General features: G+C 64.3%; 19 protein-coding genes and 1 tRNA gene. 16 read left to right on the top strand and 4 right to left on the bottom strand.

The features are described from left to right. The first annotated feature begins 100 nt into the window (after window positions 1–100). Together AB6724_RS18850 and AB6724_RS18855 are read left to right on the top strand one after the other, a co-directional pair. Complete coding sequence (locus AB6724_RS18850; RefSeq protein ID WP_369340071.1) at window positions 101–1,075, top strand: alpha/beta hydrolase; 975 nt, start codon at window positions 101–103, stop codon at window positions 1,073–1,075. An 18-nt stretch (window positions 1,076–1,093) separates the two neighbouring features. Beyond that, entirely contained in the window at window positions 1,094–1,957 is an 864-nt protein-coding gene (locus AB6724_RS18855; protein ID WP_369340072.1) for a GNAT family N-acetyltransferase, read from the top strand. Window positions 1,958–2,073: 116 nt separating this feature from the next. Here AB6724_RS18855 and ygfZ read toward each other — a convergent pair whose 3' ends face one another. Beyond that, window positions 2,074–3,030 carry a CAF17-like 4Fe-4S cluster assembly/insertion protein YgfZ gene (ygfZ, locus tag AB6724_RS18860; RefSeq protein ID WP_369340073.1) on the bottom strand — a complete coding sequence of 319 codons (957 nt, stop codon included), beginning with the start codon at window positions 3,028–3,030 and terminating at the stop codon, window positions 2,074–2,076. A gap of 45 nt (window positions 3,031–3,075) precedes the next feature. Here ygfZ and mltG point away from each other — a divergent pair, with 45 nt between their 5' ends. The 6 genes from mltG to AB6724_RS18890 all read left to right on the top strand — a co-directional run bounded on the left by mltG (window position 3,076) and on the right by AB6724_RS18890 (window position 7,973). Continuing rightward, window positions 3,076–4,068: an endolytic transglycosylase MltG gene (gene mltG / locus AB6724_RS18865; RefSeq protein WP_369340074.1), complete on the top strand. Its 993-nt coding sequence runs from the start codon at window positions 3,076–3,078 to the stop codon at window positions 4,066–4,068. A 121-nt stretch (window positions 4,069–4,189) separates the two neighbouring features. Next, the gene (gene tmk, locus AB6724_RS18870; protein ID WP_369340075.1) at window positions 4,190–4,867 is read left to right on the top strand and encodes a dTMP kinase; all 678 of its coding nucleotides are present in this window, start codon (window positions 4,190–4,192) and stop codon (window positions 4,865–4,867) included. Then, window positions 4,864–5,889, top strand: coding sequence for a DNA polymerase III delta subunit-related protein (locus AB6724_RS18875; RefSeq protein WP_369340076.1), 1,026 nt, complete (start codon window positions 4,864–4,866; stop codon window positions 5,887–5,889). Before tmk ends, AB6724_RS18875 begins: the two co-directional genes overlap by 4 nt. A 91-nt stretch (window positions 5,890–5,980) precedes the next feature. After that, window positions 5,981–6,337: a PilZ domain-containing protein gene (locus tag AB6724_RS18880; RefSeq protein WP_369340077.1), complete on the top strand. Its 357-nt coding sequence runs from the start codon at window positions 5,981–5,983 to the stop codon at window positions 6,335–6,337. A 92-nt stretch (window positions 6,338–6,429) separates the two neighbouring features. Next, window positions 6,430–7,248, top strand: coding sequence for a TatD family hydrolase (locus AB6724_RS18885; RefSeq protein ID WP_369340078.1), 819 nt, complete (start codon window positions 6,430–6,432; stop codon window positions 7,246–7,248). Next, complete coding sequence (locus tag AB6724_RS18890) at window positions 7,245–7,973, top strand: ankyrin repeat domain-containing protein (RefSeq protein WP_369340079.1); 729 nt, start codon at window positions 7,245–7,247, stop codon at window positions 7,971–7,973. Before AB6724_RS18885 ends, AB6724_RS18890 begins: the two co-directional genes overlap by 4 nt. 87 nt (window positions 7,974–8,060) lie before the next feature. On the opposite strand, the gene msbA is transcribed toward AB6724_RS18890, so the two are convergent. Continuing rightward, window positions 8,061–9,923, bottom strand: a complete 1,863-nt coding sequence (msbA, locus tag AB6724_RS18895; protein WP_369340080.1) for a lipid A export permease/ATP-binding protein MsbA — start codon at window positions 9,921–9,923, stop codon at window positions 8,061–8,063. Window positions 9,924–10,276: 353 nt separating this feature from the next. On the opposite strand from msbA, the gene tolB reads away from it, so the two are divergent. From tolB to AB6724_RS18925, 6 genes are all read left to right on the top strand, one after another. After that, window positions 10,277–11,596 carry a Tol-Pal system beta propeller repeat protein TolB gene (tolB, locus tag AB6724_RS18900; RefSeq protein WP_369340081.1) on the top strand — a complete coding sequence of 440 codons (1,320 nt, stop codon included), beginning with the start codon at window positions 10,277–10,279 and terminating at the stop codon, window positions 11,594–11,596. A gap of 64 nt (window positions 11,597–11,660) precedes the next feature. Then, complete coding sequence (gene pal, locus AB6724_RS18905) at window positions 11,661–12,188, top strand: peptidoglycan-associated lipoprotein Pal (RefSeq protein ID WP_369340082.1); 528 nt, start codon at window positions 11,661–11,663, stop codon at window positions 12,186–12,188. Continuing rightward, window positions 12,188–12,949 (top strand): tol-pal system protein YbgF, encoded by a 762-nt coding sequence (ybgF, locus tag AB6724_RS18910; RefSeq protein ID WP_369340083.1) that lies wholly within the window; start codon window positions 12,188–12,190, stop codon window positions 12,947–12,949. Before pal ends, ybgF begins: the two co-directional genes overlap by 1 nt. Then, window positions 12,949–13,788: a tRNA threonylcarbamoyladenosine dehydratase gene (locus AB6724_RS18915; RefSeq protein WP_369340084.1), complete on the top strand. Its 840-nt coding sequence runs from the start codon at window positions 12,949–12,951 to the stop codon at window positions 13,786–13,788. The genes ybgF and AB6724_RS18915 overlap by 1 nt, the downstream gene beginning before the upstream one ends. 54 nt (window positions 13,789–13,842) lie before the next feature. Beyond that, window positions 13,843–13,918: transfer RNA gene (locus AB6724_RS18920), tRNA-Lys, on the top strand. Between the two features lie 486 nt (window positions 13,919–14,404). Further along, window positions 14,405–14,578 carry a hypothetical protein gene (locus tag AB6724_RS18925; RefSeq protein ID WP_369340085.1) on the top strand — a complete coding sequence of 58 codons (174 nt, stop codon included), beginning with the start codon at window positions 14,405–14,407 and terminating at the stop codon, window positions 14,576–14,578. A gap of 275 nt (window positions 14,579–14,853) precedes the next feature. On the opposite strand, the gene AB6724_RS18930 is transcribed toward AB6724_RS18925, so the two are convergent. Then, window positions 14,854–16,077 carry a GGDEF domain-containing protein gene (locus tag AB6724_RS18930; protein WP_369340086.1) on the bottom strand — a complete coding sequence of 408 codons (1,224 nt, stop codon included), beginning with the start codon at window positions 16,075–16,077 and terminating at the stop codon, window positions 14,854–14,856. Window positions 16,078–16,404: 327 nt separating this feature from the next. Here AB6724_RS18930 and AB6724_RS18935 point away from each other — a divergent pair, with 327 nt between their 5' ends. Then, window positions 16,405–16,761 (top strand): hypothetical protein, encoded by a 357-nt coding sequence (locus AB6724_RS18935; RefSeq protein WP_369340087.1) that lies wholly within the window; start codon window positions 16,405–16,407, stop codon window positions 16,759–16,761. 408 nt (window positions 16,762–17,169) lie between these two features. Next, on the top strand, window positions 17,170–18,573 hold the full coding sequence (gene rimO / locus AB6724_RS18940) for a 30S ribosomal protein S12 methylthiotransferase RimO (RefSeq protein WP_439329899.1): 1,404 nt from the start codon (window positions 17,170–17,172) through the stop codon (window positions 18,571–18,573). 168 nt (window positions 18,574–18,741) lie between these two features. On the opposite strand, the gene efp is transcribed toward rimO, so the two are convergent. Further along, complete coding sequence (efp, locus tag AB6724_RS18945) at window positions 18,742–19,296, bottom strand: elongation factor P (RefSeq protein WP_369340089.1); 555 nt, start codon at window positions 19,294–19,296, stop codon at window positions 18,742–18,744. Between the last annotated feature and the right edge of the window lie 41 nt (window positions 19,297–19,337).

Here is a 19,337-nt window from a genome sequence, read left to right on the forward strand (position 1 = left end):
GACTTTATTGACCCGGAATAATTTGCGGCGGCCGTGTGCAGACTTGCGCTTCGCGCCCCACAATGCCAGCCTGTGTTTTTGACAGGAATCAAACCCGACCATGTCTGCTGTTCACCAGGCCTTGCCCGCGAGTCTGACGCCCTCGATGCGCGACGTGCTGCGCCGCATGGAGCGCGCGGCGCGCACGCCTCTTTATCAGCTGGGCGCTGCCGGAGCCAGGGCCACCTATGAGGCCGGCGCCGGCGTGCTCGAGATTCCGCGGCAGGATTTGCCGCGCGTGGAGGAGCTGCTGATACCCGCGCGCGACGGCGCGGCCCTGCCGGCCAGGCTGTATGCGCCCGCCGCGCATGAGCAGGCGCCGGGCCTGCCGTTGCTGCTGTATCTGCACGGCGGCGGCTTCACCGTGGGCAGCGTGGCCACGCACGACCTGCTGTGCCGCCGGCTTGCGCATCTGGCCGGTTGCATGGTGGTCTCCCTGGACTACAGGCTGGCGCCCGAGTTCCGTTTTCCCACGGCGCACAACGATGCCTGGGACGCGCTGCAATGGCTGGCCGCCCATGCGGCCGAGCTCGGTGCGGATGCGGGCCGCATGGCCGTGGGCGGCGACAGCGCCGGCGGCACCCTGGCTGCGGCCTGCGCCATCGAGGCGCGCGACGCGGGGCTGGAGCTGGCGCTGCAGCTGCTGATCTACCCGGGCACCACGGCCCATCAGGATACCGATTCGCACCGGCGCTATGCGCATGGTCTGGTGCTGGACGAGCCTGCGATCAGCTGGTTCTTCGCGCAGTACATTACCGAGCCCGAGCAGCGCGAGGACTGGCGCTTTGCACCGCTGCTGGCGCCCGATGTGGACGATGTGGCCCCGGCCTGGATAGGGTTGGCCGAATGCGATCCGCTGGTGGACGAGGGCGTGGAATATGCGGACAAGCTACGCATGGCTGGCGTTGCCGTGGAGCTCGAAATCTACAAGGGCGTGACCCATGAATTCGTCAAAATGGGGCGTGTGATCGCCGAGGCGCGGACGGCCCATGCCCATATGGCTGCGGCATTGCGCGATGCCTTTGGACTGAACTGAACCACAACAAGGATTGAGATGCAAAGACAGGACTTTCGCAGCTTCACGCGCATCGAGGTGCGCTGGGCCGAGGTGGACGCCCAGAAAATCGTTTTCAACGCCCACTATCTGATGTACGCCGATGTGGCCATCACCAATTACTGGCGCCAGCTGGCCATTCCCTACGAAAGCGGCTTTGCCGCGCTGGGCGGCGAGCTGTTCGTGAAAAAAGCCAGCACCACCTACCACGGATCGGCCACGCTGGGCGATGTGCTGGAGGTGGGCATTCGCTGCGTCAGGCAGGGCAATACCTCGCTGCAGTTCGAGGCCGGCATCTTCCGCGGCATGGAACTGCTCAACACCGTGGAGCTGATCTATGTGTTTGCCGACGCGGCCACGCAGACCCCCAGGCCGCTGCCGCAGGAGCTGCGCGATGTGTTGACGGCATTTGAGGCCGGGCAGGAGGTGGTCAGCCTGCGCTCGGGCAGCTGGAACGATCTGGGACGCGATGCCGAGCGTCTGCGCATGGCCGTGTTCGTGCGCGAACAGGGCGTGCCGCGCGAGATCGAGATCGACGAATTCGACCCCGTGGCTCGCCATGTGGTGCTGTTCAATGCCCTGAATCAGCCCGTGGCGACGGGGCGGCTGGTCAGCGATGCGCCCGGCGTGGGACGCATCGGTCGCATGGCCGTGGACCGCAGCGTGCGCGGCGGCCGCTGGGGCCGCATGGTGCTGGACAGCCTGATGGCCGCGGCGCGCGACCGCGGCGACAGGGAAATCGTGCTCCATGCCCAGCGCCATGCCGAGGCCTTCTATCTGCGTGCCGGGTTTGCACCCGTGGGCGAGCCCTATGAAGAGGCCGGCATTCCGCACATCACCATGCGGAAGGTGTTAACCCCCTGAGCGGCTGCGCCGCTTCCCCCTGGAAGGGGGACGGCACCTTCGCTGCGAGGCGGCTCTTGCTTGGTGCCTCTGGGTTGGGGTGTGCCGGTTTTACCCGCCGTGCTTGGTGGGCGTGGTCAGATATCGTCCAGCAGCGCGTAGGGCAGAGGCTGCACCTGCAGTGCTGCGCCCTGGGCCGCATCGGCGCTCTGGCCTTCGGCCAGAGCCACGTGGGCGAACAGGTCGCCGCGCGTGGACGAAGCAATCTGCATGGAGACTATGGCGTCCCAGCCGCCATCGGGCGCGGCCGCGGCCTGGATTACCGTGCCCGTGGACTGCTCCAGGTCCTCGGGGGTAAAGACCTCCTGGCCCACGCTCACGGCCTGGGCTGCATGCACCAGATAGGCGCGGCGCTTGAGCGTGCCGCGGAACTGGCTGCGGGCCACTACTTCCTGGCCGGGATAGCAGCCCTTTTTGAAATTGACGCCGCCCAGGGATTCGTAATTGAGCATCTGCGGCACAAAGGCGTCGACCACCGGGGACGACAGCGTGGCGACGCCGCTCTGTACCTCGGACCATTGCCACAGCTCTTCGCTCAGGGTCTCGCCGCGAGGCGCCTGACCGGCGGGCGCCAGCCACAGGGCGCGGCGGTTGCCGGCAGCGGGGTAGAGAGCCAGCACGCTGGCCGCGCCGGCCTGCCTGAGGCTCCAGGGCGCAGCATCCGCGGGCAGATATTCCTGGGCGGTAGCGCCCGCGAGACCGTAGAGCGCAAAGTCGGCCGTGGCGTCGCTGAGCTTGCACTGGGCGCGCAGCACGAACATGGACAGGCGCTTGAGCGTGGGCGCCAGCAGGCTGCGGTCGCAGATCAGCAGGATTTCGTCGGTCGAGCGCTTGAAGCCTATGAAGCTGGCCAGCATGCGGCCTTTGGCCGTGCAGAAGGCCGCAAGGCGGGCGTGTTCCAGGTCCAGCAGCGCGAAGTCGTTGCTCAGCTGGCCGTGCAAGAAGCTGGCGGCATCGACGCCAACGGCACGGATGACGCCAAGATGAGATAGGGGAGTGATGCCGTTCAGCGGCAGCGTCTGGGACAGGGTCATGGCTGAATTATGATCGCCGCTCTAAGTCTTTTATGGATCAAGGTTGTGCGTGCTCTTACCCGTGCACTGATATTGCTGTTGTTGTCGGCCGCCGTGGCCGCGGGCTGGGCCTGGTGGTGGCTGCATCAGCCCCTGCCCCTGAACAAGCCCGTGCTGGAGCTGGAGATCGAGCCCGGCACCACGCCGCGCGGCGTGGCGCAGAACGTGGTCAAGGCCGGGGTGCAGACCGATGCGCGGCTGCTGTATGCATGGTTTCGCCTGTCGGGCAAGGACCGGGCCATCAAGGCCGGCAACTACGAGCTGGCGACGGGGCTCACGCCCTATGCGCTGCTGCAGAAGCTGGCGCGCGGCGAGGAAAGCCTGCGCGCGTTGACCATTGTCGAAGGCTGGAACTGGCGCCAGGTGCGCGCAGCGCTGGCCCGCGAGGAGTTCCTCAAGCAGGACAGCGCCGGCCTCAGCGACGAGGCCGTGATGACGGCGCTGGGCCGCAATGGCGTGGCGCCCGAGGGCCGCTTCTTCCCCGATACCTATACCTATGCCAAGGGCAGCTCCGACATGGCCGTGCTGCGCCGCGCGCTGCATGCCATGGACAGGCGTCTGGCCGATGCCTGGGAAATGCGCGCGGCCAACACGCCGCTCAAGTCCGCCGACCAGGCGCTGATCCTGGCCAGCATCGTGGAAAAGGAAACCGGCAAGGCCGCGGACCGCGCCCAGATCGCGGGCGTCTTTAGCAACCGCCTGCGCATAGGCATGCTGCTGCAGACCGATCCCTCGGTCATCTACGGCCTGGGTGCCCAGTTCGACGGCAATCTGCGCAAGCGCGATCTGCTGACCGATACGCCCTGGAACACCTATACCCGTGCGGGTCTGCCCATCACGCCCATCTCCATGCCGGGCAAGGCCGCGCTGATGGCGGCCGTGCAGCCCGAGCAGACCAAGGCTCTGTACTTTGTGGCCCGGGGCGATGGCTCCAGCCATTTCAGCGCCACGCTGGACGAGCACAATAGGGCGGTCAACCGCTATCAGAGAGGGCAGTAATTTCCCCCTGAGTCGCTTCGCGCCTTCCCCCTGAGGGGGACGACACCTTCGCTGCGGGGCTGCCCTTGCTTGGTGTCTGCTGGCTTGGAGCGTGCCTTTTCAGTGAATGGATGATTTTTAGATGACAACAGGACTGTTCATCAGTTTCGAGGGTATAGACGGCGCGGGCAAGTCTTCGCATATCGACGGCCTGGCCCGGGCCTTCCGCGACCATGGCCGTGTGGTGACCTTGACGCGCGAGCCCGGCGGCACGCCGCTGGCCGAGAAGCTGCGCGCGCTGATGCTGCATGACGCGATGGACCCGCTGACCGAGGCCTTGATCGCTTTTGCGGCACGGCGCGACCATCTGCTGCAGGTCATAGAGCCTGCGCTGGCGCGCGGCGAGGTGGTGATCTGCGACCGCTTTACCGACGCGACCTTTGCCTACCAGGGCGCGGGTCGAGGTTTCGACCTGCAAAAGCTGGCCGTTCTCGAGCGCATGGTGCAGACGGGCACGGCGCCCGAGGCCGGCCTGCTGCCGGATCTGCTGCGTGAGCCCGATATGACGCTGTGGTTCGATCTGCCCGCCGAAGTGGCGGCCGAACGCCTGGCTACGGCCCGCGTGCCCGACCGTTTCGAGGCCCAGCCTGGCGAGTTCTTCGCTCGCGTGGCCCGCGGCTATGCGGACCGCGCCCAGGCCGCGCCGCAGCGCTTTGTGCGCATAGAGGCCCATGCCAGCCGCGACGCGGTGTGGCGGCAGATCATGCTGGCCGTGGCGCACAAGGGCTGGCTGGCCGGTATGGAGGAAAGTCAGCCATGAGCGAGCCCAGCGTCGAGGCGCCCTGGATCGCGGCGCAGCGCGGCCAGCTGCTGGCCCAGCGCGGCCACGCCTGGCTGCTGCAGGGGCCTTCGGGCCTGGGCCAGTACGCGCTGGGCCTGTCGCTGGTGCGGGCCTGGCTGTGCGAGCAGCCCTCGGCCCAGGGCGCCTGCGGCCATTGCGCCAGCTGCCATGCCGTCGATGTACGGGCCCATGCCGACCTCTGTGTGCTCATGCCCGAGGTGCAGATGGTGGAGCTGGGCTGGCCGCTGCCCGAGAAGGCTCAGGCCGATATCGACGACAAGAAGCGCAAGCCCAGCAAGGAAATCCGCGTGGACGCCATGCGCGATGCCGTGGAGTTCTGCCAGCGCACCAGCGCGCGCGGGCGCGGCAAGGCGGTGCTGGTCTACCCGGCCGAGCAGATGAACGCCATCACGGCCAATGCGCTGCTCAAGACGCTGGAGGAGCCGCCGGGCGACACCCGCTTCGTGCTGGCCAGCGAGGCCGCGCATTTGCTGCTGCCCACGATACGCAGCCGCTGCCTGGCCCATACCATGAGCTGGCCTGCGGCGACCGAGGCCGCGCCATGGCTGCAGGCTCAGGGCCTGTCCGAGGCCGATGCCGCGGCCGCGCTGCTGGCGGCCGGAGGACGGCCGGGCGACGCTCTGCGCCTGGCCGCCGACGCGGGCAAGGCCGCGGCCTGGTCGCAGCTGCCGCGCCAGCTGGCCAAGGGCGATGTGGCGGCGCTGGCGGCCTTTGCACCCACCGATGCCGTGGCTGCGCTGCAGAAAATCTGCCATGACCTGATGGCCCTGGCCGGCGGCGGTGCGCCGCGCTATTTTTCGCCGGCGGATCTGCCGGGCAAGCCGCTGTCCATGGCGCTTCTCGCGGAGTGGTCGCGCGAGCTGGTGCAGGCCGCGCGCACGGCCGACCATCCTTTCAACGCGGGCCTGATGATGGAGGCCCTGGCCGCCAGGGCGCGCAGCGTGTTGATCTCCGGCAAAGCCGGGCGGCCGGCACGCTAGAGCCCGGCCCGCCCGGCTTGGTGAATGGTCGGCCGGGTGTTAACCTCGGGCCTGCCGGCCGCGGCCTCACTACAGATTGTTCCCGTCCCCTATGAACGCAACCACCTCTCCCCGTCCCAGCGTGATGCAGCTGGCGATCAAGGAAAAGGCCGCTCTCTATGCGGCCTATATTCCGTTGTTTGCCGAAGGGGGGATTTTCGTGCCCACGCAGCGTGATTACCGTTTGGGTGATGATGTCTATGTTCTGCTGACGCTGCCCGACGATCCCCAGCGCTATCCGGTCGCGGGGCGCGTGGCCTGGGTGACGCCCGAGCGGGCCTCGGGCAATCGCACCCAGGGCGTGGGCATCAGGTTTCCCAAGGATGAGAAATCCGTCCAGCTCAAGGCCAAGATCGAGCAGATTCTGGGTACGGCCCTGAGCTCCGAGAAGCCGACGCAGACAGTTTGACAAGGTTTGACGGCCGGGTGTTCCGGCCTTGCGTGCCGACCAGCGGGATTGCGCTTCCGGGGTCGGCATGGTTGTTTCTGACAGGTTGATTCATGTTTACCGATTCGCATTGCCATCTGAACTTTCCCGAGCTGCATGCCAATCTCGCACAGATCCGCGAGGCCATGGCCGCGGCCAAGGTCACGCGCGCGCTGTGCATCTGCACCACCATGGAAGAGTTTGCCGATGTGCACCAGCTGGCGCTGGACTACGACAACTTCTGGGCCACGGTGGGCGTGCACCCCGATACCGAGGACATGACCGAGCCCAGCGTGCAGGACCTTGTGCAGCGCGCGGCGCTGCCGCGCGTGGTGGCGATTGGCGAGACCGGGCTGGACTATTACGGCATGGAAGACCGCAAGGGCGGCCGCACGATTGCCGATCTGGAATGGCAGCGTGAGCGCTTTCGCACCCATATCCGCGCCGCGCAGCTGGCCGGGAAGCCGCTTGTCATCCATACGCGCAGCAGCTCGGACGACACCCTGGCCATTCTGCGCGAAGGCGGCGAGGCCGACAGCGGCACGCAGGCCGGCGGCGTCTTCCACTGCTTCACCGAGACCGAGGCCGTGGCCCGCGCGGCGCTGGACATGGGCTACTACATTTCGCTGTCGGGCATCGTGACCTTCAAGAACGCCCAGCATCTGCGCGACGTGGCGGCTTTTGTGCCGCTGGACAAGCTGCTGATCGAGACCGACAGTCCCTATCTGGCGCCCGTGCCTTACCGCGGCAAGACCAATAATCCCTCCTACGTGCCTTTTGTCGCCAGGCAGATCGCCGAGGTGCGCGGCATGTCCGTGGAGGAGGTGGCCGCGGCCACCAGTGCCAATTTCGACCGCCTGTTCCAGGGCGTGACTTCGGGAGCGAGTGCATGACTTTTTCCGCAGCCCCATACGCCGCACGATTGAATCGCCGCCACAGCCTGCGCTGGCTGGGGGCGCTTGCCGCCGTCGGGGCTGCAGCTCTGGCCGGCCCCGCCCGGGCCGATGATTACGAGGATTACTCGCGCGCTCTGGTCAGCGACAACGACAGCGCCATGGTGAACCTGATCTTTCGCGGCTTCGATGCCAACACGCTGGATACGCGCGGGCGTCCGGGCCTGGTGGCGGCCTTGCATCAGGATTCGCTCCGGGTGTTCAAGGTGCTGCTCTCGGCGCCCCGCATCGACGTGAATCTGGCCTCGCGCCAGAACGAGACGCCGCTGATGATGGCCTGCATCAAAGGGCATCTGGACATCGCCAGGGAACTCATCAAGCGCGGTGCCGACGTCAACCGCGAAGGCTGGACGCCGCTGCATTACGCGGCCTCGGCGGACACGCCCCAGACCCTGGACATCGTGAAGCTGCTGCTGGAGGAGAGCGCCTATATCGACGCGGCCTCGCCCAACGGCACGACGCCGCTGATGCTCGCTGCGCAGTACAGCAGTGAGGCCGTGGTCCGGCTGCTGCTGGAAGAGGGCGCGGACATCACCCTGCGCAACCAGCGCAATCTGATGGCGGTGGACTTTGCGCGGCTGGTGGACCGCCGCTATATGGTGGAGCTGCTGGACAAGGCCTTGCAGAACGAGCGCCGCACCCAGCCGTCGCGCGGGGGCTGGTAATCAATCAGATAGCTGGCAGCGCCCAATGAAAAAGGACTTCAGACCGATATTGGCCTGAAGTCCTTTGCGTATCAGCGGTAGCTGCTCTTAAATTTGCTGCTCGCCGGGTGTGGCGCTGCGCACCTGGGTATGCAGGCGGGCGTAGAGGCCGCCCAGCTCCATCAGCTCGGCATGCGTGCCCTGCTCGGCGATGCGGCCGCGCTCCATCACCACCACGCGGTCGGCATGCTCGATGGTGGACAGGCGGTGGGCGATCACCAGCGTGGTGCGGCCCTGCATCAGGCGGTTCAGGGCCTCTTGCACCAGGCGTTCGGATTCGTTGTCCAGCGCCGAGGTGGCTTCGTCCAGAATCAGGATGGGCGCATTCTTGTACAGCGCGCGCGCGATCGCCAGGCGCTGGCGCTGGCCACCCGAGAGCTGGCTGGCGTTGTGGCCCACCAGGGTCTGCAGGCCCTGGGGCAGCTGGCGCACATAGTCGCCGAGATTCGCGGCTTCGAGCGCCGAGCGCACGCGCGCCTCGTCGATATCCGAGCCCAGAGCCACATTGGCCGCCACGCTGGCGTTGAGCATGACCACGTCCTGGCTGACCATGGCGAACTGCTGGCGCAGCGCATGCAGATCCCATTCGGCCAGCTGCACGCCGTCCAGCGTGATCTGGCCGCCGGTGGGCGAGAGAAAGCGCGGCAGCAGATTGACCAGCGTGGTCTTGCCGGCGCCCGAGGGGCCGACCAGGGCTACCACCTCGCCGGCCCTGACGTTCAGGCTCAGATGCGAGAGCGCGGGGGGCTTGTTCGCGCCGAACTGCACGCTGACGTCGCGCAGCTGCAGCTCTCCGCTGACGGCCGCCTGGGGCTTGAAGGAGCCGCCTTGCTCATCGCTAGAGCCTTCGAGCAGCGACAGGCCGCGCTCCAGCGCCGCCACGCCGCGTGTGATGGGATTGGCCACATCGGCCATGCGGCGAATCGGCGCTATCAGCATCAGCATGGCCGAGATAAAGGCCGCAAAGCCTCCCACGGTCACGCCTTGCACGCTGACCGCACCTGCGCCGCCTTCGCGGCTTTGCCACAGGGCGATGCAGAGAATTACGGACAGCGCAATCGCCGCCAGCACCTGGGTCAGCGGCGTCATCGCGGCCGAAGCGATCGTGGCCTTGGTGTTGAGGCTGCGCAGCTGGCGGCTGAGGCCGCTGAAGCGCGACTGCTGCGACTGCTGGGCACCATGCAGGCGCACCATGCGGTGGGCCAGCACGTTTTCCTCGACCACATAGGCGAGCTCGTCGGTGGCGGTCTGGCTGGACTTGGTGATGCGGTACAGGCGCCGCGACAGGGTCTTCATGATCCAGGCCACGCCGGGCACCATAAAGGCCACGATCAGCGTCAGCTGCCAGTTCAGATAGATCAGATAGCCGAGCAGCGCGATCAGCGTGAAGCCGTCGCGCGAGATGCTCATCATGGCCTGCACCAGTTGCTGGGCGCCGGTCTGCACCTCGTAGACCACGGTGTTGGACAGGGCCGAGGCCGACTGGCGTGAGAACAGGCTCATGTCGGCGGCCAGCAGGCGCTCGAACAGCTTCTGGCGCAGCAGCAGCATGCCGTCATTGGTGATGCGCGCCAGCGCGTACTGGCCCGCAAACTGGGCCAGGCCCCGGATGACGAAGAGCCCGATCAGAAACACCGGCACCGTCCACAAGGGCAGCGAGCCCTGGGTGAAGCCGCTGTCCAGCAGGGGCTTGAGCAGGGCGGGCATGGCGGGCTCGGTGGCCGCGCCCACCAGCGTGGCCAAAATGGCGAGCACCCAGGCCCAGCGCTGACCCGAGAAATACGGGGTCAGCCGCTTGAGGCGCTGCATCAGCGGCAGCTCCGAGGGATGGGGGGCGGCAGGCTGGGCGGATGACGGTACAGGCGCGGCCTGGCTGGCCTCGCTTGGCGATGGGGACGGAGTGGCTTGCATAAGCGCGTGATTTTAGGGGGCCTGCGGCCGGTGCCCATTCAGGTGGCGATCTGCGCGGGCCGCGCCGGCCCGCATGCGAAGCCGCAGCACCGCAGGAATGCGCGGGCAGATTTCAAGCGCAAAAGCCGTTTATATTGTTTGCGAGTGTGACGATGGCTTGCCACGCTTATCAAACAAAGAGAGGATTGCGGGCTTACACATGCCAGCTCTGGCATGCTCCGAATCCGAAAAATCTGTCGCACTTGCGTTTGATCACCCTACTGAGCACGTTCTTACATCAGGAAGCAGTCAGTGTGTGTAACATTCGCGCTTGTGTTTGTGCCGGGCGTTCCCGGAGATATTGATGGCTGCCAATGACTATTGACCGACTTCCATCCCTTTCCTCTTTGGCGGCAGGGCCGCAAGCTTCACGTAGAGCCATGCTGGCCGCTCTGGCTGCCACACCAGCCATTCCGGCACTGGCCCAGTTCCGGGTCGAAGTGACCGGCGTCGGCCTGACCCAGCTGCCGATCGCCATTGCACAGTTCAAGGGAGAGGGGGCGTCGCCTCAGAAGATTTCGGCCATCATCCAGGCCGACCTCGAGCGCAGCGGCCAGTTCCGCGCCGTCGACGCCTCGGGCGCCGCTCTCGATGAAACCTCTCGCCCCGATGTGGCCCAGTGGCGCCAGAAGGGCGCCGATTCCCTGGCCTCGGGCAGCGTCACGCGCCTGGCCGACGGCCGCTGGGACGTGCGCTTTCGTCTGTGGGATGTGGTCAAGGGCCAGGACCTGGGCGGCCAGGGCTTTGCCGTCACGACCGGCGATCTGCGCCTGGTGGCCCACCGCATTGCGGACTACATCTACGAAAAGCTCACCGGCGAGAAAGGCATCTTCTCCACTCGCATCGCCTATGTCACCAAGGCCGGTGCCCAGTATCGCCTGTGGGTGGCCGATGCCGATGGCGAGAATGCGCAATCGGCCCTGTCTAGCCCCGAGCCCATCATCTCCCCGGCCTGGGCGCCCAACGGCACGCAGCTGGCCTATGTGTCCTTCGAGTCGCGCAAGCCCGTGGTCTATGTGCACGATGTGGCCAGCGGCCACCGCCGCCTGCTGGCCAACTTCCGCGGCTCCAACAGCGCGCCGGCCTGGGCGCCCGACGGCAGCCGCCTGGCCGTGACGCTGAGCCGCGACGGCGGCTCCCAGCTGTATCTGCTCAGCGCCCAGGGTGGCGAGCCGCGCCGCCTGATGCAGAGCAGCGGCATCGACACCGAGCCCTGCTTCTCCAGCGACGGGCGCACGATTTACTTTGTCAGCGACCGCGGCGGCGCGCCGCAGATCTACAAGGTCTCTTCCTCGGGCGGCAACGCCGAGCGCGTGACCTTTGCCGGCAGCTACAACATCTCGCCGGCCGTCAGCCCCGACGGCAAATGGCTGGCCTATGTCTCGCGCGTGGGCGGCGCCTTCAAGCTGCAGGTCATGGACCTGGCCAGCGGCACCGTGAATTCCATCACCGACACCACGGCCGACGAGAGCCCGAGTTTTGCGCCCAACAGCCGCCTGATCGTCTACGCCACCATCCAGGGCGGCCGCGAAGCTCTGATGACCACCACGCTGGACGGCAAGATCAAGGCGCGTCTGGCGGGCCAGGGCGGAGACATACGTGAGCCCGATTGGGGCCCGTTCCAAAAACACTGATCTGAAGTTTGCTTTCCCTATTTCCTAGTGATGAAGTCCGTTGTGGACTGTTCGGAGAAATCTCATGTTGACTATCAAACGTCTTTCTTTGGCCTTGGCCGTGACCGCTCTGGTTGCCGGTTGCAGCTCGGGTGTCAAGCTCGACGACAAGCCCGTCGATGGCTCGCTGACCAGCCAGGGCGCCGGCGCCAATGGCCAGGGCCAAAGCGGCGTATCGGGTGTGGACCTGACGGGTTCCGCCGCCTCCAAGGCCGGCCCTCAGGGTGTAAGCCGCATCGTTTACTTCGACTTTGACAGCTACTCTGTCAAGCCCGATGCACAGCCTCAGATCGAAGCCCATGCCAAGTTCATCAAGGCCCATCCCGGCGCCAAGGTGCAGCTGGAAGGCCACACCGACGAGCGCGGCGGCCGCGAATACAACCTGGCCCTGGGTCAGAAGCGCGCCGAAGCCGTGCGCCGCTCGCTGGGCCTGCTGGGTGTGAATGATGCCCAGGTGGAAGCCGTGAGCTATGGCAAGGAAAAGCCCGCTGCGGAAGGCCATAGCGAAGACGCTTACGCCCAGAACCGTCGCGTTGAAATCAACTACCGTTAATGATGAAGCAGGCTTTGTTGACTCTCCGTCACGTATCGCTGCCCCAACTGCTGGCGGCCGGTCTCCTGGCCGGCTCCGCCATCAGCGCCCATGCAGCCCTGTTTGGTGATGACGAGGCTCGCCGCGCCATCATCGAGCTGCGTCAACGCGCCGACAGCCTGCAGCAATCGCAGGAGCAGACTCGCCGCAGCCTGCTCGACCTGCAGTCGCAGATCGAAGCGCTCAAGGCCGACCAGGCTAGGCTGCGCGGTCAGAACGAGCAGCTCACCCGGGATGCCGCCGACCTGCAGCGTGGCCAGAAGGATCTGGCCAAGGGCTTTGACGAGCGGCTGCGCCAGTTCGAACCCGTCAGCGTGAATGTGGATGGCCAGGACTTCACGGCCGACCGCAACGAGAAGCACGACTTCGACGAGGCGTTGGCGCTGTTCCGTGCGGGCAAGTTTCCCGAGGCTGGCCAGGCTTTTGCAGGCTTTCTGCGCCAGTGGCCCAAGAGCGGCTACACGCCTTCCGTGCGTTTCTGGCTGGGCAATTCGCAGTACGCAACCCGCGACTACAAGAATGCCATTGCCAACTTCCGCTCGGTCATAACCAATGCGCCCATGCATTTGCGTGCGCCCGAAGCCGCCCTGTCCATTGCCAACTGCCAGGTGGAGCTCAAGGACGCCAAGGCAGCGCGCAAGACGCTGGAAGAGCTGCTGCAGGCCTATCCCAACTCGGAAGCCGCTGGGCTTGCCAAATCCAAGCTGGCGGCGCTCAAGTGATGGCCGACAAGACGCAGGCTAATGCGGAAACAGCGCCTCCAGCAGGCGCTGTTTTTTCTCCGGAGGACGCGGACCTGCAGCGTCGCTTTGGCGGACTCGAGCGCCTCTATGGCGTGCAAGGCGCAGCCAATATTCGCGCCGCCCATGTGGTGGTCGTCGGTATCGGCGGCGTGGGCTCGTGGACGGCCGAGGCGCTGGCGCGCAGCGGCGTGGGGCGGCTGACGCTGATCGACATGGACCATGTGGCCGAGTCCAATATCAACCGCCAGATCCATGCGCTGAGCAGCACCGTGGGTCAGGCCAAGATCGAGGCCATGCGCGAGCGCATCGCGCAGATCAATCCCGGCTGCCGCGTGGAATGCGTGGACGAGTTTGTCGACGCCGACAACTGGCTGCAGCTTCTGCCTGCGGATGCCGATGCGGTGATCGATGCCTGCGACCAGGTCAAGGCCAAGGCCGCCATGGCGGCCCAGGCACGCAAGAGCAAGCAGTGCTTCATCTCGGTGGGGGCGGCCGGCGGCAAGCGACTCGCGCATCTGGTGGATATCGATGATCTCAGTGCCACCACCCATGACCCCTTGCTCGCGCAGCTGCGCTATCGTCTGCGCAAGCAGCATGGAGCGCCCAAGGATGGCAAGCGCATGGGCGTGACCTGCGTCTTCAGCCGCGAAGCCGTGGCGCCGCCCGATGCATCCTGCGCGCTTGACGGCGGGGACGGCAGCCTCAACTGCCACGGCTATGGCTCGGTGGTCGCGGTCACCGCAACCTTTGGCCAATGCGCTGCGGGGTGGGTGCTGGACCAGCTGGCGCGCAGCTTGTCTGCGGGCCGGGGAAAATAGGATACAATAGCGTTATTCCACTGATTAGGCAAATACTGCTCATGAGGTGTGGCAGGGTCTTTAGCTCAGTCGGTAGAGCAGCGGACTTTTAATCCGTTGGTCGCGAGTTCGAATCTCGCAGGACCCACCAGAGAATTCAAGCCGCTACAACTGTTAAGGTTGTAGCGGCTTTTTCGTTTTGTGCCCACAGTGGGGATTTCTGCACTTCGGGGATTGCCGTTTCGCGACCTTGGTGCGTGATGGGTGGCGTCGATGCCGACGCGTAACTCTGGGAGCGATCCAGACCAGGCTCCGGCCGACAAGGTCGACGGCGCGGCGGCCGCTCGATGAGGGTCAAGATGCGCATGCCGATTGCGCAACACGTCATTCTGTTCGGGGGACTTGCATCTGTCCGGCGGGCGGAGGCCTATGAATACCGCCTGCCGGTGTGTTGCTTGTGGTTCTCGATATTTCCAAAACAAAAACCACCTGCAAGGTGGCTGAAAACAATTCTCACGCTTTGCGGGTCTGGCGCGGCTATGGGTCAGGGCTGTCGTCTGTCCGAGATTCCGGGGATGGCTTGTCTGACTTGGGCGAAGGGCCAAAAGCCCCGCATGCTTAATTGAAGAGGTGAACTATGAAAAAGATGCTTGCATTGGCCGCAGTGGCCTTGATGCTCACAGGCTGTGTTGTGCCGCCGCCGTATTACGACCATGGCCGAGGTCATGGTCGAGGCAATGATCAGGGCCAGGATTACGATGATGGCGGTTATCACTGCCCGCCCGGCCAAGCCAAGAAGGGCCGCTGCTAAGTGCTCATGGAGCCCGCCTCGGCGGGTTTTTTGTTTTGAAAACCTGGCTGTCTCGTGACTGAAGGTCGGTGCAGGCGCCTGAGCCCAAGGCGCGGGAAATAAGGTCTCTCGCTGAGACACAGGCCATGGCCGTCCGGGCTATAGCGGGGGGTTGCAGTCGGGGCTATTGGGAAAACGCGCGTCTGCGGGTTCTTGAGGGCTTGCAAGCCAGCGGCGTGATTTCCGCCGGCTGGAAAAATATGGCCTCGCAGGGCCGCCGCTTGCAGCCCGGGCTGCTATCTGCCAAGAGGCAGTTCAATGATTTCACCCATCGGTATGGTGTGCTCAAAGCTGATGTCTGGATAGATGCGGCCGATCACATGCACGCGGTCGCGACCCGCGTTTTTTGCGCCGTACAGCAGCTCATCGGCCTCTTTCAACGCATTCTCCAGCTGGGTCGGATCCGTGATGGCGGAGATGCCGAAACTCATGGTCAGCTTGGGCCCGTGAGGCAGGGTGGTGCTGTCCGAGCTGAGTTCAAGCCGTATGCGTTGGGCCACGCGCTCCGCATCTTCCAGATCTATGCGTGTCAGCAGCAGCACAAATTCTTCCCCGCCAAAGCGGGCCACCAGGTCGTTGCTGCGCACATTGCGCTGCAGTGTGGAAGACACGAACTGCAAAACCAGATCGCCCCGGTCGTGTCCCCAGGCGTCGTTGATGCGTTTGAAGTGATCGATGTCGCCTGCCAGGATGGCGATGGGGTACAGGCGCTGGTCCGCAAGCCGCTGCTGAGCGGTTTCATAAAACGCCCGGCGGTTCAGGATCTTCGTCAAGGTGTCGTGGTCGCGCTCGCGGCGCAACTTGTCGATGGTCTCCCTGATGGTCGCGGCACACATCAAGACCGTGAACAGCAGGGCAAAAAACAGGGTGCTCATCAACGTGATGACCCAGTAAGCAGAGGTCGCGTGCAAAAAATCGCCAAGCTCGGTGTAGCCCAGAAGCAAGGTCAGCAGTGGGCGCAGCATGGTAAGGACTGCATATGTCACATAGGACCAAAGCAAGGCCTGATCCAGCCAATATTTTGGGCGCTCGTTTTTGAAAACCGCAGGTATTGGCAGCAAAAGAATCAGCCCTGTGCCGAAGCTGAATAAATGCAGCCGAAACCACAAATTGGGGTCAACATGGGTGAAATAAAACAGCGCCGCCAGGCTCAGCACACCCACCAACAGAGCGGCCCGCGGGTGAGTGGACACATGCCTGCGTTCCGCCAAGCTCATGGCGAGGCACCATGTGCCCAGCAGATACAAGGTGCCGGCTGTCACCAGGTGGCGGTTCAGCACCTCAAACGGCGCAATGCTCCGAAAGCCCAGGGATAGGGCTGCAAGTGCGTATGCCGCGCCCAGCCACAGCAGAAAACGTTGCTGGCGCTGGATAAGCCAGCAAACCACGAGCAGCCCGGCCAGAAACAGGATGGCCAGGGACGGCGCAAGCACATAAATGTGATTATTGGCTACGGACATATCATTGCTGACAGAGGTGATGCAGATCACGAAAAGAGAAGCAGAAACTGCCTTCTCAATCCATAGCTCATTGTTTTTATTTATTTTTTAGATTCTTCAGAATTTGATTTTTTGAAAATCCGTTAAAACACAGTTGGCAATTAAATGCAGTGCCTGGGAGTTTATTTTTGCGAATTGGTTTGATGCAACAAAAAATAACATATTTCGACAAAAAAATTGCGACTTTGCCGAACTCCCGCCCCTGGCGGGCGGCGCGCAGATGCTGCTGGGCGTCGGCTCTTGAGAACATGAAAGCGAGAAATGGCGCTGCGGCGCCCTGACAGGACTATGTTGAAAACCACGATCATCACTTGGGCGCTGTGCATGCTGCCGCTTGCCGGCGGCGCCGCACAATCAACGGGGCCGGCGCTGACCGTGCATTTCGAGTACCAGCCAGCGGACTTGTCGCGCGTCCGTGTCTTGCATGGCCGGCTCGACAAGGCCGTGCGGCGGGCGGGTGTGGGCGAGGTGGACGAGGCCGAACTTCACGCCGACGGCAACGACGGGTATTTCGACATGCGCGGGCCCGATCCCGAGCGCATATACCGGGTTGTAGCCCCGATCCTGAGGGCCTCGTCGTTGATGAGCGGCGCCGAGATCACAAAGAGGGCTGCGTCCGGCAAGTCCGCTTTCCCGCTGCATTGAGCGCTTTCAAGAAACGCCAAGCCCCTGCGCCGCCGCCTGGGCATCAGGGCCTGGCCGAAAATACTGGCGGCCGGCGGAGGGGCGGCAGGCATGGGCGCTGCAGGATGCAGCCTGTGGGCGCGCAGGGCTATTGGGTGTTTGATGATAAAATGCGGGATTGGATTCGCTGGGGCTTGGATGGGCGTCGATGGCGGCCCGGACTTTCCATCCCTTGATCGCGGCTTGAGCTTTGCCGCATCCACCAGATATAGGCGCTACGGCTACTGGAGCTGTGGCGCTTTTTTCGTTCATCCTGCCATTTGCCATGCACTCTTGCGCGGAGCGGGTAGATGGTGCTGCGCCTGCCTGAAAAAGCGGCTGAAATAAAATCGCTGTTTTGCGTCGAGGCCGCGCCGCTGGAAAAGTCAAATGAAATCAACAGATTCTGATAGCAACATGCAAACGACTGTCCCCAAGGTCGGCTTCGTCTCCCTGGGCTGCCCCAAGGCGCTCACGGACTCCGAGCTGATCCTCACGCAGCTCAGTGCCGAGGGCTACCAGACCTCCAAGACCTTTGAAGGCGCGGATCTGGTCATTGTCAATACCTGCGGCTTCATCGACGATGCGGTCAAGGAGAGCCTGGACACCATCGGCGAGGCGCTGGCCGCCAACGGCAAGGTGATCGTGACGGGCTGCCTGGGCGCCAAGGCCGGCAAGGAAGGCGGCAATATGGTGGCCGAGGTGCATCCCAGCGTGCTGGCCGTGACCGGCCCGCATGCCACGCAGGAGGTGATGGATGCGGTCCACACCCATCTGCCCAAGCCTCACGATCCGTTCATCGACCTGGTGCCCGGCAGCTTCGGCGAGGCCGGCATCAAGCTCACGCCCAAGCACTATGCGTATCTGAAGATTTCCGAGGGCTGCAACCACCGCTGCACCTTCTGCATCATTCCCTCGATGCGCGGCGATCTGGTGTCGCGCCCCATCGGCGATGTGCTCAAGGAAGCCAAGGCGCTGTTCGAAGGCGGCGTCAAGGAACTGCTGGTCATCAGCCAGGACACCTCGGCCTACGGCGTGGACGTGAAGTACCGCACAGGCTTCTGGGACGGCAAGCCGGTCAAGACCCGCATGTTCGAGCTGGTCGAGGAACTGGGCAAGCTGGCCAGCCAGCATGGCGCCTGGGTGCGCCTGCACTATGTGTATCCCTATCCCACGGTGGATGCCATCCTGCCGCTGATGGCCGAAGGCAAGGTGCTGCCTTACCTGGACGTGCCGCTGCAGCACAGCCATCCCGATGTCCTGAAGCGCATGAAGCGCCCGGCCAGTGGCGAGAAGAACCTGGAGCGCATCAAGGAATGGCGCAAGGTCTGCCCCGAACTGGTGATTCGCTCCACCTTCATCGCCGGCTTCCCCGGCGAGACCGAGGAAGAGTTCGAGCATCTGCTGAACTTCATCCGCGAGGCAGAGATCGACCGCGCCGGCTGTTTTGCCTACAGCCCCGTCGAAGGCGCCACGGCCAACGAACTGCCCGGCATGCTGCCCGAGGAGGTGCGCGAGGCGCGCCGTGCGCGCTTCATGGAAGTGGCCGAAGAGGTCTCCACCCAGCGCCTGCAGCGTCGCGTGGGCCAGGTCATGAAGGTGCTGGTGGACAAGGCCGTGAGCCTGGGCAAGAAGGGCGGCGTGGGCCGTACCTATGCGGATGCGCCCGAGATCGACGGCGTGGTGCATATCCAGCCGCCCGAGAAGGCCAGCAAGACCTACAAGGTGGGCGAGCTGATCAGCGTGCGCATCGTGGGCACCCAGGGCCATGATCTGGTGGGCATTCCTGTCTAAGCAATAAAGTGAGCTGCTGGCGCCTGATGCATCTGGATTCTGGCCTTAAATCCGGCTGAAACCTGGAAAGCACAAGCGCCAGCAGCTCCTGAAATTAAGTGGATAAAAAAAGGCTTCCGGATGGAAGCCTTTTTTGCATGGGAAGCAGCCGCAAGAGCTGCCGCCGCATTACACGCGCTTGCGGTATTCGCCGGTGCGGGTGTCGATTTCGATCTTGTCTTCCTGGGCCACGAACAGGGGCACGGCCACTTCGAAGCCGGTTGCGATCTTGGCGGGCTTCATCACCTTGCCGGAAGTGTCGCCCTTGACGGCAGGCTCGGTCCAGGTGATTTCGCGCACCACGGTGGTGGGCAGTTCGCAGGAGATGGCCTTGCCGTCGTAGAACACCACTTCGGCTTGCATGCCGTCTTCCAGGTAGTTCAGGGCGTCGGCCATGTTCTCGGCTTCGACTTCGTACTGGTTGAACTCGGTGTCCATCCACACGTACATGGGGTCGGCGAAGTAGGAGTAGGTGCAATCCTTCTTGTCCAGGATCACGTTGTCGATCTTGTCGTCGGCCTTGAACACGTTTTCCGTGCCGAAGTTGCCGATCAGGCTCTTGAGCTTCATGCGCACGGTGGCAGCGCCACGGCCGCCGCGAGCGTATTCGGTCTTCAGAACGATCATGGGGTCCTTGCCGAACATGATCACATTGCCTGCGCGGATTTCTTGAGCGATTTTCATGGCTTGCGTTTGAAAGGTTGAAGCCGCTCTACACGGCAGGC

This window comes from Comamonas guangdongensis (genome assembly GCF_041079535.1).
In the GTDB taxonomy this organism is placed as follows: domain Bacteria; phylum Pseudomonadota; class Gammaproteobacteria; order Burkholderiales; family Burkholderiaceae_C; genus Comamonas; species Comamonas guangdongensis.